The sequence below is a fragment of the uncultured Alloprevotella sp. genome (assembly GCF_963536905.1).
Lineage (GTDB): Bacteria > Bacteroidota > Bacteroidia > Bacteroidales > Bacteroidaceae > Alloprevotella.
The window spans coordinates 1-16,732 of the sequence record NZ_CAUTBW010000050.1 but is presented as its reverse complement, the minus strand read 5'-3'; the positions used below and the strand labels follow the sequence as shown (position 1 = coordinate 16,732).

Genomic DNA, 16,732 nt, shown 5'->3' with positions numbered 1-16,732 from the left:
GGATTTTTCTATACAATAAAGAAAGCCGACAAGAGCAAAAGAACTCATGTCGACTTTCTTTTTCGTTTACTTTAAACGACTACTACATTGGGAATAATCCATAAAGTTTTGAATCAATCATATCTGTGATTTTTTCAAAGTCTTCTGGATTACTCTCAAATTTAGTAGTGTCACCATCCACTATAATGAGATGATGATTATAGGTTTTAATCCAATCTTCGTAGAGTTTATTTAGACCTTCCAAATAATCTATGCGGATAGACTTCTCATACTCACGGCCACGCTTTGCTATCTGCGAAACCAAATTGGGTACAGTCGAACGAATATAAATCATTAAGTCGGGTAACTTTACCAGCGACATCATCAAATCAAATAAGTCCGTATAGTTTTGAAAATCTCTATCGCTCATCATCCCCATTTTATGCAAGTTTGGCGCAAATATACGGGCATCTTCAAAAATAGTACGATCTTGTATAATCACATCATTGCTCTTCGAAATTTCCACAACATCTTTGAAACGCTTGTTGAGAAAATAGATTTGCAAATTAAACGACCAACGCGACATATCTCCATAAAAGTCGTCTAGATATGGATTGTTGTCCACGGGTTCAAAATGTGGCATCCAGTTGTAGCGTTTAGCAAGCATCTTTGTCAGTGTTGTTTTCCCGCTACCAATGTTTCCAGCAATTGCTATATGCATAATAAATGTATGTTTTCAGTTTCAAGTTATTAGAATAAACCATAAAGTTTTGCATCTATCTTATCAACAATAGATCTAAAATCCTCAGGATGTAAAAGAAAATCAAGATTATCAACATCAATAACGAGTGTCTCACCTTGATAGCTATTGAATATAAAATCTTCGTAACGATTGTTGAGATTTTCGAGATATTGAAGAGGAATAGCTTGCTCATATTCACGTCCACGCTTCTGAATATTCTCCACAAGATGAGGCACTGAGGAGCGAAGATAAATGAGTAGCCTAGGATAATTCACTACCGAAACCATACAGTTGAAAAGCTCCATATAAGTTTCGTAGTCGCGATCCGACAAATATCCCATATCTTTATTGTTAGCCGTAAAGACATAGACTCCCTCAAAAATAGAACGATCTTGAATTATTGGAACTTGGCTCTGGGATATCTCTAATAGGTTGCGAAAGCGTTCTTTCAAGAAAAACACCTCTAAATTAAACGACCACCGAGGAACATCCTTGTAATAATCATTGAGATAAGGATTATTATCAACAGCTTCGAAATGGGGTTTCCATTTGTAATGCTTAGACAAAAGGGTGGTCAGCGTGGTTTTCCCACTACCTATATTTCCTGCGATTGCAATGTACACAGTATTTAAAGTTGTTGATTTTGTTTGTGCAAAGGTAATTCATTCGAAAGGATTCATCAAACGAAAATCAAATAATATCGTAAGACATCATAAACACTTCTAGTCAAACTAGAAGTATTTTCATGTTTTTTCTGTAGAAAAAACATGAAAATCGATAAACACACAGTATGGTACAACTTCTATAATTTACATTTTTTCATCTTTCAAGCATTAACTATAGATTTGTTTAAACCTACTTCGTTTCCTATTTTATCGTGAATTATATTATGGAGGATAAGAAGATTACTTCTTAGATGGCAAAAAAGGACACACATACCTATTATAGATAAAAAATGATTAACTTTGCGTACAGATATCCAATAATAAAAAAATAATCTAAATGAAAGCATTTGTTTTTCCTGGCCAGGGTGCACAGTTTGTTGGTATGGGTAAAGATCTCTACGAGAAGCATCCCGTTGCCAAACAGTTCTTCGAGAAAGCTAATGAGATTCTCGGTTTCCGCATCACAGACATCATGTTTAATGGGACAGATGAGGAACTGAAACAAACAAAAGTGACGCAACCGGCAGTATATATTCACAGTGTTGTTAAAGCTCTCTGCTTGGGAGAAAGTTTCAATCCTGATATGGTAGCAGGTCATTCTCTTGGTGAATTTTCTGCACTTACAGCAGCTCGTTGCCTTAGCTTTGAAGATGGTCTTAAACTTGTGGCTGCTCGTGCTAAGGCCATGCAGGCTGCTTGCGAGGTAAAACCAGGCACTATGGCAGCTATCATTTCCTTGTCTGACGAGAAAGTGGAAGATATTTGCAAGCAAGTAAGTAAAGACAATAAATTGGTTGTACCTGCCAACTACAACTGTCCTGGACAACTTGTTATATCTGGCGACGAAGAAGCCATCAAAGAGGCTTGTACGCTTCTTAAAGAGGCTGGTGCTAAGCGTGCACTTGTGCTTCCCGTAAGCGGTGCCTTCCATAGCCCCTTTATGCAACCTGCTCAAGAAGAACTCGAAACTGCTATTGCTACTACTGAGTTCAAGAAACCTATCTGTCCTGTTTATCAGAACTACGATGGTCTTGCACACACTGATCCTGAAGAGATTAAAACCAACCTCATTCAACAACTTACGCATAGCGTTCTTTGGACAAAAGAAGTTGAAAGTATGCTTGCAGATGGTTGCACAAGTTTCACTGAATGTGGTCCAGGAAAAGCCCTTCAAGGAATGGTTTCTAAGATTGCACGTGCACAGAATCTCGAAGTAGAAATCCAAGGTGTAGAAGACTAATCTTTTAGAACTTAAAAAACATTCTAACAATATTATAAAAGCCTAACGGAAGAACGTCTCTAATAACGTAAGCCGTTAGGCTCTTGCATTTTCACATGTTAGTAATTAGTAATAAATATAATGAAACTACTTAGTGCACTTGCCTTGGCAGTGCCTCTCTCTGTTATGAGCCAGGAAAGAATCACCATCTATCAGGTTTTACCCCGTTTATACGGAAATACTGTCACTCTCAATAAAAATAATGGAACATTATCCGAAAACGGATGTGGCAAGATGAACGACTTTGATGCTCGCCGCCTAAAACGCATCAAGGATATGGGCTTTACTCATATTTGGTATACAGGATTAATCGAACATGCTACCAAGACAGATTATTCTGCTTTTGGTATCGCTCGCGATAATGCTGAAGTTGTAAAAGGAAATGCAGGCTCTCCCTATGCAATAAAGGACTATTACGATATTGATCCAGATTTAGCTGTTAATGTCCCAGAACGAATGAAAGAATTCGAACAATTAGTAGAAAGAACACATCGATCCGGACTAAAAATGATCATGGACTTTGTCCCAAATCATGTTGCTCGCCAATATCATTCAGACAGCAAACCTGCTGGTGTCAAAGATTTAGGGGAAACAGATAACACAGAGCTAGCTTTTTCAGCCCAAAACAACTTCTACTATATTCCCAATGAATCATTACATTTGGACAATATAATAGGGAATAAAGCTTCTTATATCGAAACTCCTGCACGAGTTTCTGGAAATGACGTTTTCAATGCATGGCCAAGTATCAATGACTGGTATGAAACTATAAAACTAAACTATGGTATTGACTATCAGAATGGACGTTCTACACACTTCTCCCCTATCCCCGACACTTGGAAAAAAATGACCGAGATTCTTCTTTTTTGGGCAGGGAAAGGAGTTGATGGCTTCCGCTGTGATATGGCAGAGATGGTTCCAGTTGAATATTGGAATTATGCCATTGCACAAGTAAAGAAACAACATCCTGAATTGAAATTTATTGCAGAGGTTTACAATCCAGGAGAATACCGTAACTATATTCATACGGGAGGATTCGATTATCTTTACGATAAGGTCGGGCTATATGATACACTCCGTTCTATTGTTCGCGGAGAGAATTCTGCTACAGCTATTACCCACTGCTGGCAAGCTACTGACGACATTCAAGACCACATGCTTCATTTTCTTGAAAATCATGATGAGCAACGAATCGCTTCACCATTCTTTGTTGGAAATGCAGAAAAGGCTCTACCAGCATTGGTCGTTAGTGCAACACTCGATAAAGCTCCAATGATGATTTATGCAGGACAAGAAATTGGAGAAAAAGGAATGGGCAACGAAGGCTTTAGTGGAGAAGATGGACGAACGACGATTTTTGATTATTGGGGAGTTCCTTCTTATCAGAAACTAATACGTGGCATCAAATACTTGGATAAAGATGAAGCCAAACTTTATACCTTCTATCGTTCTATAATTAAAATCATCAATAGTTCTGAAGCCATTCGAGAAGGAAAAAAATTTGATCTTATGTATGCTAACGATGCATCACAAAACTTCAATCCTCATCGTACCTTTGCAATGCTTCGCTCAACGGGAGAAAAGACTGCACTAATCGTAGCAAACTTTGCTGATACAGAACAAAAACTCTGTATCAATATTCCATCTGCTGCATTTGAATATTTAGGCATAAAGCCACAGACTATAAAGGCAAAAGAGCTTATTTCTGGCAAATCTCTCCCTCTAACGCTTAGCACAACAGAGCCTACTAAAGTTACAATTTCAGCGAATAACGCTGTGATTATTGCTTTCTAAAAAGGTTGATGCATAGAACTCAGATATAAAATTTATTCTTATCTTTGCATCAATATAAGGAAAGTTGGCAGAGTGACCGAATGCGCTGGACTCGAAATCCGGTATACCCTGTTGGGTATCGGGGGTTTGAATCCCTCACTTTCCGCAAGAAATCAAAGGGAAGTCAAATTGATGGCTTCCCTTTCGTGTCTGATTTTCAGCGATTTTTGATTATAGCATCATGTCTATCATCGTATTAAGTCTCTATGAGAGGATAAAAACAGAAAGGGAGATATGCTATATCATCATCAATCATGATATATCATGATATGGGTTTTGCGGACGCAGGCGACCGCGGAAGTGTGGACGCAACAAAAAAACTAACAATTATGGGGATTCCAACATTGAAGTTGATGTTCGACAGACGGAAGCGAGCATCAAAAACGAAAGAGGGTGCGATCGAGCTACGCATCGGCTACGACCGCAAGAAGAAGTATGCTACTACGGGGGTGAGAGTTTTTCCGCGTGAGTGGCGCAATGGGTACATTGTGCATCGATTGGATGCGGCAGAATTGCAGCGGACGCTCGATGTCTATGTCGCAAATGCACGGAAGATCATCAACGACTTGATGGAGCGCGGGGAGTTTGACATGGATAGTATCGTGGCGCAGATTAACGGGCGGCAGAAAAAGGATGCTGCTAAGAACGTTGTGAAAGAACGCTTCCTGCTGGATTATTTTCGTGAGCGTGCGGAGATACGCAAGTATGGCAGGTCGAGCGACAGTTGTGAGCGATACGAGCGGTTTCTGAGGTGGTTTGAGGAATGGGACGGCATGAGGTTTTTTTCTGACATCAACGAGGCAAATATCCTGGCGATGGATAAAACCTTGTCGGCAAGGGGTATGAAGCCTTACTCGAAATGGAATAACTATCACCGCTTTCTGAATTCATTCATCCTTGATGCCAACGACGACGGTCTGATGCAGGGTAATCCGTACAAGAAGCTAAATATCCGCAAAGAGAAGTCGTCTGGCGGTCTGGGGAAATACCTAACACGGGAGGAGTTTGCACGTATAGAGCGGCTTAATCCGCCAACGGCGTATCTAAAACACGCTCGTGACCTCTTCGTTTTTCAGACCTACACTTGCCTATCATACACAGACCTTGCTGACTTCGATGCGCAGAAGATTAAGACGGTTAAGGGGCGACAGATGTACGTGGGGCAACGCGGAAAGACGAAGCAGGAGTTTATGTTTCTGGTGCTAAAGCCTGCGATGGCGATACTGAAGCAGTACAACGGGCGCTTGCCCATCATGTCCAACGTAAAATACAACGCTTATCTCAAAATCATTGCCGTGATGTGCAATATCGACAAGCCTATCTCGTCGCACTGGGCACGTCACACGGGTGCGACGATGCTACTCAACGGAGGAGCAGGGATGGAAATCGTCTCAAAAGTGCTTGGACACTCTTCAACAAAAATCACTCGTGAGGTCTATGCAAAACTGCTGGACGAGACTGTGGGTGATGCGATGGAAAAATTCGAAGAGCGACTTTTGCAAGGATAAATCATTTTTCTTTTTTGTTCGTACAAGGCTTCGCCTGTTGTTTAGCGAAGCCTTTTTTTGAAAAAATCTCTCTCACGTGTACGCGTGTGCGCGCGGGCCACACAGGTGACAAAGCGTTACAATTTGTAACGAATCTCTCTCACGTGTACGCGCGTGTGCGCGCAGCGACGACGAGAATAAGAAAATTTATTTTCTTTATATATTTCTTTTCTTTTACTTTACTTTCTTTTATTTGCTTGTTTTAAAACAACCTTTGCTTGTTTTTGCTTGTTTTTAAAACAACCTTTGCTTGTTTTTTGATATATATAAGGTGTAAAAAACCGCAGAGAAAATCATCCCTGCGGTCACTACAAACAGTGAAAAATAGTGAGCTATTTTACCACCTCAACCCTCGCGCCAAGTGCAGAAGCAATATTTGTCAGCACGTTGATTGAGATATGCTGACGGCCGCGCTCTATCTTTGCGATGTACGACCTGTCGCAGCCTATTTTTTTTGCAAGGGCGGCCTGAGACATTCCAGCAGCTTTACGCAGCTCACTAATCTCGCGACCTATGCGCTCGCGCTCGTCTTGCTCGTCGGGGATGATAGTGTACAGGGGCGTGATCATGCCGACCTGCATGTAGGCTACATTGTTTCTGTCAACCCAAACCGCGTGTCCGTAGCCACACACGGGATGCTCGTAGGACACCCTAACCTCCACTTCTTTTTTTGTCACGTTGTTTATCAGTCTTGCCATGTCTAAAATATTTGTGGGGCGGTTGTTGGCCGCCCGTGCTGTTTACCAAATTAGTATGTAGTCCGTCTCCTCTCCTTTGTGTGCAATCAAAAATGAGGCGCTCTCACCAAAGTATTCTTGTAGACACTCAATACAATTGTCTTCTGTGACCTCTTTCCCTAATATAAAACGTATCATAGTACAGTATGCAGCTAGTAATGCAGCGTTTGGATGGTCGGCAAGACTCGCCGCTTCAAAGCCATCGTAATCGCCCTCTTTGTACTTCTCTAAAATTTCATCTACTTTTTCTGGAAAAAAGTCTCTGTTTGTTGGGCTATCGTAAACTACAGCGGTCGCATCACCTGATTTTTTACTCAGCTTATCTAAAAAAGTCTCTTTGCTAATCATAAAAACTGACTTAACCGTGTTGTCGAGGGCTTAAAATTTGTTTTTATTAGATTAACTCTACTGCTGCAATCACATACTCACGGCCGTTGCTCTCGTCGCTCCAGCTCATTGTCTCTGTCTTGATAGTCTCGCAGTACTCACCGCAGCAAGTCACTACAACTTCACCGTCTGCAATATCTGCTGCTTTTATCGCGTCTACTACCTCGCGCATCGTCTTTAGCTTTTCTTCAATCTCTTCGAGCGTGTCGCAATCTTCGAGTATTTCGCGCTCACTCTCAAAGTATTTATCAGCGTCAGTCTCAAAATTGTAGTCATCGCCATAGTCTTCGGCTTTGATTGTCATCGGCTCATTCATCATATTTCCTCTGTGCCAAACGTGCCAACCTGTTTTCCGTGAGACGCACATCAAAGTAAGGTCTCTTTCTTCTGCAAATTTTTCGGCCTCGGCCCAAGTCTCAAAGCCTATATAGCCAGTTTTGAGATTTGTTGGGTAGCCGTTTGCGTCACTTGTAGTCTGGATTTTTTTGATAGTTGTCATAATTGTAATTTTTAGTAGTTGATATTTTTTTGTTAGTTATTTTTTTACTTGATACCAGTCCAAATGATTATACCGCGGACTGAGTCGAGGTCGTATCTGTTGTCGATCCAGAAGGATGCTTTTGAGTTGCTCTTTGCGTCGTCAAGTACAGCAAATAGTTCAAGTACTCTGGGGTCTTCGGCTTTTGTCTCAAGCTGCTTTTTTATCTGTTCGCTCAGCTCTAAAAATTTTGCTCTAATTTGCTCAGCCCAAACAATCTGCTTTGCTGTACCTTCAAGCTCTACGAGGCCTCTCTCTTTTGCTGCTGCTCTTGCTGCTGCTGCCTTGCACTCGGGGCAGTCTTGTGTCGCATACCAAGCTATTTTGCGATCGCGGTCATTCATCTTGCCAAAAAGTTGCATCTCTTCTGTGTGTCCGCATTTGTAGGTAATTGTGTACTTTGCCATAATTTGTAGTTGTTAGTAGTTTGTATTTTTGTTAGTTGTTTTTTTACATTACTTCATATTTTGGCTGAAGGCCATTGATAACTCTTTTCGCATCTGAAACGCTTGCGTAAAGCTCTTTTTTATCGTCTATAATAGCAAACTCTTGCTGGAAGCCGTCTTCTATGTGCGTGATGGTGTGACCTTTATAACTTGCTTCATTGATTGTCGTAAATCCTAACTTTTTCATTGCTCTTAGTTTTTTTAATTTGCTATTTGTTTTATTTTGATAGTGCAAAGATAGGCGTTTATTTTTATATGTGCAAATATTTGCACACTTATTTTATATGTTATAAAACATATTTTTAAAAAATCTCATATATACCTATATATATAAGACTAAAAAAGAGCCGCGCGCATCACTGCGGACGACTCCCAAAAACTAACAAACTTTATTAACTCCTATTCTTCTTGAGCTGAGATTTCTTCGCCACTGGCAAGACGTGCGAGCCGCTCTGAGAGTGTTTTGTTTTCGTCTACAATTGTCATGTCGACGCTTGTAGACTGCATCTGTGGCGTGTGATATTTGAGCAGCTTGATTTCCGTGTCGGTGCGGCTTGCTGGATCAAGGTTTGCAACGTCTATGTCAAACTGCGAAACTAATCGGCCAGTTTTCTTTCCTTTTTCGTCTTCCTCCTCGATGCTCGGTGTAAAGTATGTCACCGAGTGTTGGCGGAGGAATGTTTTTAGCGGCTTGTCTTTGTTGGGCGTACCTGCAGCTCTGCCGCCGAGCCTACCGCGCCCGTCTCCTGCTTTTCTTGGCATGGTGATACAAAACTTAAAATGATGATGCAAAAATAAGCGTGTTACTTTGCAAGAAACTTATAAGTTTTGTTTTAACAAATAAAAGATACACAATATGTTGGGAGGATTGATTGGCGGTGCGCTTGGTGCTATCGGTGGCATCTTTGGCAGCATCTCTAAAAACAAGATGCTCAAAGAGCAGCAGCGGATGGTCGACGGACAAAAGCGTGAGAATCAGGATTGGTACGACCGTCGCTACAACGAGGATTCAACGCAGCGTGCAGACGCGCAGGCTATGTTGACGCATACGGCTGATATGATTAGACAGCGTAATCAGCAAGCTGCAGGCAGTGCTGCCGTCATGGGTGGTACGGATGAGAGTGTTGCTGCTACAAAGGAGGCCAACGCTAAAGCCTTGGCGGATACTACGAGCCAAATTGCAGTTGCAGGAGAGCAGCGCAAGGACAAGATCGAGGGGCAGTACATGTCGCGCAAGAATGCGCTCGATGAGCAGTTAAGAGCTTTGCGCGGACAGAGAGTTGATTGGCGCAGTGGTGTGAGCAACGCTATTGGCGGTGCTGTCGACGGCTTTGCAAGTGGTTCAGGATTAAAGTAAAAAAAAAGATATGGATAAGCTTTTTGACCCACAAACAGGGTCTCCAGATAATTTTGAGTTGGATAGACAAAGATATCTTGGCATAGAGCAAGGCACACAGGACACACAGGACGCAGATGAGACGCCAGGAGGCAACAGTGATGATAGCTCGACGGCTGACACATCCGTATCGCAACCTTCCACTGCACCGCGGCAGCGGCTTAGCAACTATGCTGAGATGGAGGACTTTTTGCGCAAGCAGATGCAGGACATTAAGGTTGAGACACCCGAGGAGCGCGCGGCACGTGAGCGACGCGAGAAGCAGAAGGGTTTTCTTGCGCGGCTTGCTGACGGTTTAGGCTCTTTTCATCGGGCTTTTTCCTACGCGCGCGGGGTGCAGCCGATGGATTTGCCAAACATGTCGGCTAAAGCGCAAGAGCGATTTGAGAGAGCCAAGGCTGCTCGTGAGGCTGACAGAGACAAGTATGTGAGCTATGCACTCAAAATTGGCGACCTCAAAAATGACGAGGACCGTACGATGCGTGAGATAGCTGCAAGAGCTGAGGCTCAACGCTTGGCTAATCTAAAAAATCAACGTGAAGAAGAAGAGCATAAATGGAAACAAGAATTGCAGCCATACTTAAAGACGGAGGCGGAAGGTAAAGCTACAGTGGCTACACAAAAAGGTATCACTGCTACAGCGGAAGCAAATCATGCTGACGCCTACTATGGAGCGAGGGTTACGACTGAGCAGGCAAAGCAGGGACGATACGTGGCAGGTACAAGAAAAGACAATGCCCTTGCAGCAAAAGCGGGAAGAGACTCTCAGAAGAAGTATTTTGCATATGACGGACACGGGGTGGCACACTACTTTGCCACCGAAAAAGAAGCATCAGATTTTGCAAAAGAACATAAGACCTACAAGGTTGACTATGTAACCGAAAGTTCAACAAGCACGACTTCTGGCGGCTTCGGCGGCAGAAGAACTACTACAACATCAAAGCAGGTAGCCAAAGGTTGGCACTCTGAAAAACCTGCGAATACACAGAGACCTGCAGCGAAGAGCAAAACATATTCAAATACAAAGAAATTAGGACTATAAAGATATGCCAGACAAGATAGACACCCTTTACGATGCGCTCAAAGCAGATGGCGCAGTAACTAAGTCAAGAGAGCACTTTCGCAGCAAGATGTTGGCGTCAGGTGCTGAGGGATACAAAAACCGCAAGCAGCTTTACGATGCGCTTAAAGCTGATGGCGCAGTGAGCAGCAAAAATTATGAGGAGTTTGCTGCGCGACTTGGCCTGCACGCGGTAAAGCCTGCTCCTGCAAAGCCTGCGGTAAATACAGCTAAGCAGATACTAAAGAGTAGGCCAACGATGCAGATTGTTGATGGAAAGTCTGTGCCTGCAAAGCAGCGTAATGTGCAGCCTGCTGCAAAGTCTGGCACTAATCCCCTTACACAAGCATCGCAAAGATTTTGGCAGGCACAAGCTGAGATGGTAAAACCTGTTACGCCAGCAGCAGACACAAAAAGCTATGCTCCTGGAGAGCTTTTGCAGAAGCCAAAGTCAAACAGAGAGCTTGTTGATGCTGCAAAAAAGCAGTTGCACGCGACAAAACCGCAGGCGCAGGCGCAGCCGTGGAAGTTTAGCGAGCAAGTTCATAGCAGCAATCAAAACGAGCCTTCGCTTGCTGGAGCAATTGATTCTGCTACAGAGGCGGTAAAGCGTCAGCACGCATCTATGACAGCGCAACTAAAACTTAACTCCCCTCTCCCAATGACAAAAGAAGAGGTGGCAGCACGTGCGGAAGATGAGGTGGCACATGAGGACTATGTGGCAGAGCAAAATCGTCAGCAGGATTTTGACAGAGGGATTAACGGCTTGCTTGCAAAATATAAGACTAAGGATGCCGCAGAAAAAGCATGGGCAAACGCTGAAGCAAGGACCAAGGCAAGCCGAGAGGCACACAACGATAAGATTTGGAGTGACTACGCCATGATGGGCGGAGGACCACAAGCGCGTATGGCTGCAGCCGGCGAGACATACACAAGCAATCTTGCAGACTACCTTAAGGAGCATGACCTACAGATGATGGCCAATGATGCATGGGCATCGCTTGGTAGGGCAAAGCAACAAGGACTTATCAGCGGGATGGCCGACATAGTGCGCAAGCAATATCCTAAAATGAGCGATGGCGAGGTGCGCAAGATGGCAACACGTCTTGCCCGCCAGCACAGTGATCAAGCGGTCTTTGACTTGGCAGTCAAAAAAAACACACCGAAGTCAGCAACGGACCTATTTCTCCGACATGCGATAGGCATGTCTTCTGTGGCCATGTTACAGGAGGGGCTTGCACGCAGCAAAGCAGGCAGTACAGGAGACTGGGCAGCGAGAGAGGTGGCCGAGCAAAAATATAATAAGGGCTTAAAAAATAAAGCGGCAAGTATCGCAGGTAGTGTCGTTGGTCTTGCCGTCGACCCCCTCACTATCATTTCCGCAGGTGTCAGCAGTGTCGGGGCAAAGGCAGCCACGGCAGCATCAGCCAAACTGATTGGTAAAGCAGCCACGCGCAAAGCAGCCACAACGCTTGGCGGGCGAATTGCCATGGGGGCTATTCAAGGAGCTGCAAATTTCGGGACTTTCGAAGCGGGGCGCGAAGTTGCTGAACAGGCTCGTTGGGGTGGCCATCGTAACGAGGATACTGGAGATGTAGAGGGATACTCCCTTGGAGCTGTTGGCAAGCAGTTTGGACACGGTGCCGTCATGGGTGCTGCAACAGGAGTAGTTGCCCCTATGGTCGGCAATATCAGTGACAAATTAGTCAAGGCTACAGCAAGTACAGCGGGCAAGGCGGCTATCCGCACGGGAGAGTTGGGTGTGAGCACACTTGCAGAGGGTACTATCTTCTCCGTCCCAGAATGGGCGAGTGGTAATCGCGACGCGATGGATGTGTGGACTGATAATTTAGCCATGATGGCAGGATTCAAGGGGCATCATCTAATTAAATCAGTGCCTCACACTATTGACGCATTACGCAAGGCCGATAATCCTACCAACATGGCAGAGCGTAATCACAACAGGCGCAGCTTCGAGGAGCGACTACGTATGGTTTTGGATGGACAGCACACGGATTTGGCTCTTAGCAAGGAGGAGCAAGACGAGCTTAAGCGCGGAGGATATGATGACCTTAATATCCTTGTTACTGACCACGCACGATATGTAGATAAACAAAAGCCTGACGGTAAATCGAGAGAGGCAGACCCATCAAGGACTATAGAGAGCAAAACGCACAATGATGATGTATCTTACGACATCCCGTACAATCGTTTTGAGCAGCTCATGTCTGATGGACAAATCAGTGAGGCCGCGCGTGCAAAAATGTATTATTACCTGACAGGACATGTTGTCCCAATGTCAACGGTAATCGGTGGCAGTACTTTCGAGAGCGTTGGACAAGATGGCAAAACAAATTACACAGTGCAGTCAATCGGGGCTAACGGTGTAGTTACAAGTCGAACATTTGCAAACAAGCGACAAGCCGACCTGGAGGAGACGCGCATCATGCGACAAGCAGAGCTTAACGGTATTGATATTGGTGAGCAGCACTACAACAATTTGGCTGACAGCAAGCGCTTTTCTCGTGCATGCAATATTGTTGCAGATGAGATTGGCGCTCCAGTCAACATGATAAAAGAGTTAATGCACCGTGACCCAAACACAATTACGCCAACAGAGCAAGACGTCGTAAAACGTGTCACGGAGCACTACGATAGCTTAGCCGATGATTTTAGTTTGGATGCTGTACGCAAAGATGTTGAGACTGATACGGGTGTGGATATTGATAAAGCTATATCAAAAGATGCATCCAAGCGTAGCAGTGACGAGCAAAGAGCAGTAAAGACCTATATTTCACGGCTCTATGATGGTGTGAAAATGCCCAAATGGGAATTTGTAAATGACCCATCATACAATACTCGTAGAATTGATATTACCGATGATGATACTCCTTATGACGACGAGGTGGCAGACGAAGAAAAAGGCGAGATGCCTGTGGATCACTCAGCGGATAAGGCCTACACAGATGGATACAACGCGACAGATGTTGCAGATAGAAAAGATGTTAAGATGCGGCATGACGAGCTACGAGGTGAATTATCATTTGCAACGGATGAAGATTTTAAGATTCTTGATGATAGTCCCACTGTAGCAAAAGAAGCTGTGATGTCCCATGATGATTGGAGTGAGAATCAAAAGGAGCAGGCATTAGCGTATATCAATGCAAAGGAGGCTTTGGCTGGTGTTGTAGACCGCATCAAAGAGGATGCAGATTCTATGGAGGCGCAACAGCACGAGGAGTTGAAGCAAAAGCAACATACTGATGGTGCGTTGCATCCTGCAACACTGAAAGAAACCGATGAAAAGGGACACGGAAAAGAGGTGTTTATCGTTGATGGTCATGTTCAGATGACAGAGGATGGCTCAATGGTAGACCATGACAACAGTGATAAAACAGTGGTTGTTTTTGACCCTGCTACTGGTGAGCGCAAAATGATTGATCCTACTTCTGATACAGGCTTGTCGGCAGTTGGCGAAGTGCTGAACTTTGAAGATGAGCAGGCAAAGATTTCGGAGAACGCGCAGCAGTATATACAGGAGCAGTATGATGAGATGAACGGCAAGGTTCGTGTTGAACTAGGCCAGAAGATTGTATTGCCTACTGGAGAGACTGGACAGGTTGTGTTTATATCTTATGACGACAGAGGGGCTGCAGACTTTGCTGTGATGCTTGAGGACGGCTCTCTAAAAAATGTGTCGCGTTCAGAGTTACAGCAGATGGCTGATGAGCAAGCAATCGCAGACTATCGTCAGCGAAATGGCATTAAAGACGAGCCTCCAGCATCTTCGGAGGTGTCAGAACCTGCAGAAGTGACACAAGGCGAAAACGTTGTTGAGGGTGTTCCTTCTGATTTCACTCCCGATATGGAGCTAACTATTAGAGATGAGAACGGCACGGAAAAGCCAGCATTGGTGATGGGGCGTGTTCGCTACGAAAATGGCACATTTGTCCCTGATGAAAACGGAAGCATTGTCGAGTACTATGCGGATGGCGAAGTGATGCACGAGCATGAGTCTAAGCTTGCCGATAAGGTGGTGAGTCATGTTTCGTCAGAGCAAGAAGATGTACAAGCCGTTGATACTCCTGCTACAGAAGCAGAAGCGCCAAAGGATGACAACACCTCTGATTCGGATGTGGTTGCGGCAGACGAGGATGTGACAGAAAACGTTCCTGCTACTCATGCAGAGGTTTCGGAAGAAACAACAGACGAAGCAGAGCAGGAGCAGACGGCGTTGTCGCGTATTCCTAAAGATGAGAAAGGCAATCCGATGCTTGAGGAGACAGACCCCGAGACGGCTTGGGATGGCACTGTGGAATATTTGGATAATGCCGAGGATGCGCGTGAGTATGTAGATGGTATGGTGGCACAACTGACAAAAGAGGTTGAATCCGCCAAAAAGCGTGTGGGCAAGGTTAAGAACACTGGCAGCATGGAGCAGTTTAAGGCGGACAAGGCGGCAGCGCGTGAGGAACAGGCTGCTGCCGAAAGACGTCTTGCTCATTGGCAACAGATTGCTGGAGTGGACGAAGCACGCAAGGAAGCGGAGCGACAACGTGCAGCCGAAGTGAGAGCCGAAGAGGAACGCGTTGCACACGATAAGGCAGTGGCACAGGCGCAAGCCGACTTTGAGGCACGCAAAGCCGCCGAGGCAGAGCGCAAGGCAGTGGGCAACGAAAACCCGATGCCAGCCATTACCGAGAAGTGGAACACCGCCACGAAGATTGACGGACACAAGGACGAAATCATGTTGCCCAATGGTGAGCCGCTGAAAGGTCATTATGTGCTGCATGAGAGCGGTGCATCATCGCCAAGCCACAACTCCGAGAATTGGGCAAAGACAGACGGTTTCCCGATGGACGCTAACGACAACAGCGTAAACGACCGCGACTATGAGCGCGACCGTGACGCACAGCGACACACCGAGGGTATTGCGCAGCAGTATGACCAGCGAGCTTTGCAGAACGTGCCAGTGGTGAGCAACGACGGTGTAGTCCTTTCCGGCAACGGACGAACCATAGCAGGTGAGATTGCTGCAAGGAACAATACCGATGGCGCATACGTGGATTATCTGAAAGAGTATGCCCACAAGTTCGGTTTCACTCCCGAGCAGGTGGAGGGTATGCATCATCCGCGTGTGTCGTTCGTCCCCGACGATGCCATGCCGTACACGGCAGAGACCTTTGCGAGGTTCAACCAACAGGAAATGAAGTCGCAGAACAAGACGGAGCAAGCCGTAAAACTGGGTAAAACCGTGAGCGACGACAGTTTCGGTCGCATCGTGCGCACCATCAACGGCTATGACACGCTGGGCGACTTCTATAACGACCCACAAGCGAGCCTCGGCGCGGTGAATGACCTGCACGGTGCAGGAGTGATACCACAGGCGCAGATGGCCGAAATGGTGGACGGCGGTAGAGGCAACCAGCGTCTGAGTGCCGTTGGCAGGGAGTTCTTGGAGAATATGCTCATCGGCAAGGCGTTTGATGGCAACCCCGATGTGGTGCGTATGCTTACCGAAATACCGAGTATGCGCCAAAGTGTTATCACTGCATTGGGCGAAATCAGCGACAACATAGCACTGGGCGACGGTTGGGCGTTGCAGAACGAGTTGGCCGATGCTGTGAAGTTGGTGTATGACGCACGCAACGACGGCGACTATCAACATGGCGACATCGTGAGCGTGTATGCACGGCAGGGCAGACTGTTTGCCGACCCCGACGAGTTGCAAACGGTGGCGGACTTCAACAATATGACGATGCTGATGCTTGCCGACGTGCTGAATGACAAGCGCGTGACAATGCTGAAAACAACACTCGCACTCTACAACAAAGACGCACGCGACAGCGCGAATGGTGTTCAAGACATCTTTGCAGGTGGTGTGGTGAGCAGGGAAGAAATTTTGCGTAACGTAATAAAATTCATAAACAATGCACAACGAAAGGAACTTGAAGCAGCCCATGCAGCAGCAGTGGAGCGCAGAAAAACAGAGGGCGTTCAACAAGATGGCACTCCTCCACAAGTCGATGAAGCAGAACGACGAGTGGCCGACGATGGAGGAGATACTGCAGCCGAAAGAGGACAGTCTAAGTCAAATACGCTATCCCAAGAGAATACCGAACC

At 45.3% G+C, this 16,732-nt stretch carries 14 protein-coding genes and 1 tRNA gene; 7 read left to right on the top strand and 8 right to left on the bottom strand.

The window, feature by feature from the left end; translation table 11 throughout:
* Positions 1-82 precede the first annotated feature (82 nt).
* Entirely contained in the window at positions 83-700 is a 618-nt protein-coding gene (locus ABLA33_RS08460; protein WP_311490385.1) for a deoxynucleoside kinase, read from the bottom strand.
* A gap of 29 nt (positions 701-729) precedes the next feature.
* The gene (locus ABLA33_RS08455; RefSeq protein WP_315090605.1) at positions 730-1,344 is read right to left on the bottom strand and encodes a deoxynucleoside kinase; all 615 of its coding nucleotides are present in this window, start codon (positions 1,342-1,344) and stop codon (positions 730-732) included.
* 379 nt (positions 1,345-1,723) lie between these two features.
* On the opposite strand from ABLA33_RS08455, the gene fabD reads away from it, so the two are divergent.
* The 4 genes from fabD to ABLA33_RS08435 all read left to right on the top strand — a co-directional run bounded on the left by fabD (position 1,724) and on the right by ABLA33_RS08435 (position 6,006).
* A complete protein-coding gene (fabD, locus tag ABLA33_RS08450) occupies positions 1,724-2,626 on the top strand; it encodes an ACP S-malonyltransferase (protein ID WP_315090602.1) in 903 nt (300 codons plus the stop codon).
* A gap of 120 nt (positions 2,627-2,746) precedes the next feature.
* On the top strand, positions 2,747-4,459 hold the full coding sequence (locus ABLA33_RS08445) for an alpha-amylase family protein (protein ID WP_347719967.1): 1,713 nt from the start codon (positions 2,747-2,749) through the stop codon (positions 4,457-4,459).
* 58 nt (positions 4,460-4,517) lie between these two features.
* Positions 4,518-4,604: transfer RNA gene (locus ABLA33_RS08440), tRNA-Ser, on the top strand.
* A 148-nt stretch (positions 4,605-4,752) separates the two neighbouring features.
* On the top strand, positions 4,753-6,006 hold the full coding sequence (locus tag ABLA33_RS08435; protein ID WP_347719966.1) for a site-specific integrase: 1,254 nt from the start codon (positions 4,753-4,755) through the stop codon (positions 6,004-6,006).
* A gap of 371 nt (positions 6,007-6,377) precedes the next feature.
* Here ABLA33_RS08435 and ABLA33_RS08430 read toward each other — a convergent pair whose 3' ends face one another.
* The 6 genes from ABLA33_RS08430 to ABLA33_RS08405 all read right to left on the bottom strand — a co-directional run bounded on the left by ABLA33_RS08430 (position 6,378) and on the right by ABLA33_RS08405 (position 8,915).
* Positions 6,378-6,743, bottom strand: coding sequence for a helix-turn-helix domain-containing protein (locus ABLA33_RS08430; RefSeq protein WP_347719965.1), 366 nt, complete (start codon positions 6,741-6,743; stop codon positions 6,378-6,380).
* A 42-nt stretch (positions 6,744-6,785) separates the two neighbouring features.
* Entirely contained in the window at positions 6,786-7,130 is a 345-nt protein-coding gene (locus ABLA33_RS08425; RefSeq protein ID WP_347719964.1) for a hypothetical protein, read from the bottom strand.
* A 46-nt stretch (positions 7,131-7,176) separates the two neighbouring features.
* Entirely contained in the window at positions 7,177-7,668 is a 492-nt protein-coding gene (locus tag ABLA33_RS08420; RefSeq protein WP_347719963.1) for a hypothetical protein, read from the bottom strand.
* Between the two features lie 44 nt (positions 7,669-7,712).
* Positions 7,713-8,114, bottom strand: a complete 402-nt coding sequence (locus ABLA33_RS08415; protein WP_347719962.1) for a hypothetical protein — start codon at positions 8,112-8,114, stop codon at positions 7,713-7,715.
* Between the two features lie 43 nt (positions 8,115-8,157).
* Positions 8,158-8,340 carry a hypothetical protein gene (locus ABLA33_RS08410; protein ID WP_347719961.1) on the bottom strand — a complete coding sequence of 61 codons (183 nt, stop codon included), beginning with the start codon at positions 8,338-8,340 and terminating at the stop codon, positions 8,158-8,160.
* 212 nt (positions 8,341-8,552) lie between these two features.
* Entirely contained in the window at positions 8,553-8,915 is a 363-nt protein-coding gene (locus ABLA33_RS08405) for a hypothetical protein (protein ID WP_347719960.1), read from the bottom strand.
* 94 nt (positions 8,916-9,009) lie between these two features.
* Here ABLA33_RS08405 and ABLA33_RS08400 point away from each other — a divergent pair, with 94 nt between their 5' ends.
* From ABLA33_RS08400 to ABLA33_RS08390, 3 genes are all read left to right on the top strand, one after another.
* Positions 9,010-9,510 carry a hypothetical protein gene (locus ABLA33_RS08400; protein WP_347719959.1) on the top strand — a complete coding sequence of 167 codons (501 nt, stop codon included), beginning with the start codon at positions 9,010-9,012 and terminating at the stop codon, positions 9,508-9,510.
* 10 nt (positions 9,511-9,520) lie between these two features.
* A complete protein-coding gene (locus ABLA33_RS08395; RefSeq protein ID WP_347719958.1) occupies positions 9,521-10,591 on the top strand; it encodes a hypothetical protein in 1,071 nt (356 codons plus the stop codon).
* 4 nt (positions 10,592-10,595) lie between these two features.
* A partial coding sequence (locus ABLA33_RS08390) for a hypothetical protein (RefSeq protein WP_347719957.1) occupies positions 10,596-16,732 on the top strand: 6,137 nt, incomplete at its 3' end.

Bases quoted from the DNA above. Each gene is read 5' to 3' on its own strand.
- ABLA33_RS08460 (WP_311490385.1), bottom strand. From the start codon at position 700: ATGCATATAGCAATTGCTGGAAACATTGGTAGCGGGAAAACAACACTG.
- fabD (WP_315090602.1), top strand. From the start codon at position 1,724: ATGAAAGCATTTGTTTTTCCTGGCCAGGGTGCACAGTTTGTTGGTATG.
- ABLA33_RS08445 (WP_347719967.1), top strand. From the start codon at position 2,747: ATGAAACTACTTAGTGCACTTGCCTTGGCAGTGCCTCTCTCTGTTATG.
- ABLA33_RS08435 (WP_347719966.1), top strand. From the start codon at position 4,753: ATGATATATCATGATATGGGTTTTGCGGACGCAGGCGACCGCGGAAGT.
- ABLA33_RS08430 (WP_347719965.1), bottom strand. From the start codon at position 6,743: ATGGCAAGACTGATAAACAACGTGACAAAAAAAGAAGTGGAGGTTAGG.
- ABLA33_RS08425 (WP_347719964.1), bottom strand. From the start codon at position 7,130: ATGATTAGCAAAGAGACTTTTTTAGATAAGCTGAGTAAAAAATCAGGT.
- ABLA33_RS08420 (WP_347719963.1), bottom strand. From the start codon at position 7,668: ATGACAACTATCAAAAAAATCCAGACTACAAGTGACGCAAACGGCTAC.
- ABLA33_RS08415 (WP_347719962.1), bottom strand. From the start codon at position 8,114: ATGGCAAAGTACACAATTACCTACAAATGCGGACACACAGAAGAGATG.
- ABLA33_RS08410 (WP_347719961.1), bottom strand. From the start codon at position 8,340: ATGAAAAAGTTAGGATTTACGACAATCAATGAAGCAAGTTATAAAGGT.
- ABLA33_RS08405 (WP_347719960.1), bottom strand. From the start codon at position 8,915: ATGCCAAGAAAAGCAGGAGACGGGCGCGGTAGGCTCGGCGGCAGAGCT.
- ABLA33_RS08400 (WP_347719959.1), top strand. From the start codon at position 9,010: ATGTTGGGAGGATTGATTGGCGGTGCGCTTGGTGCTATCGGTGGCATC.
- ABLA33_RS08395 (WP_347719958.1), top strand. From the start codon at position 9,521: ATGGATAAGCTTTTTGACCCACAAACAGGGTCTCCAGATAATTTTGAG.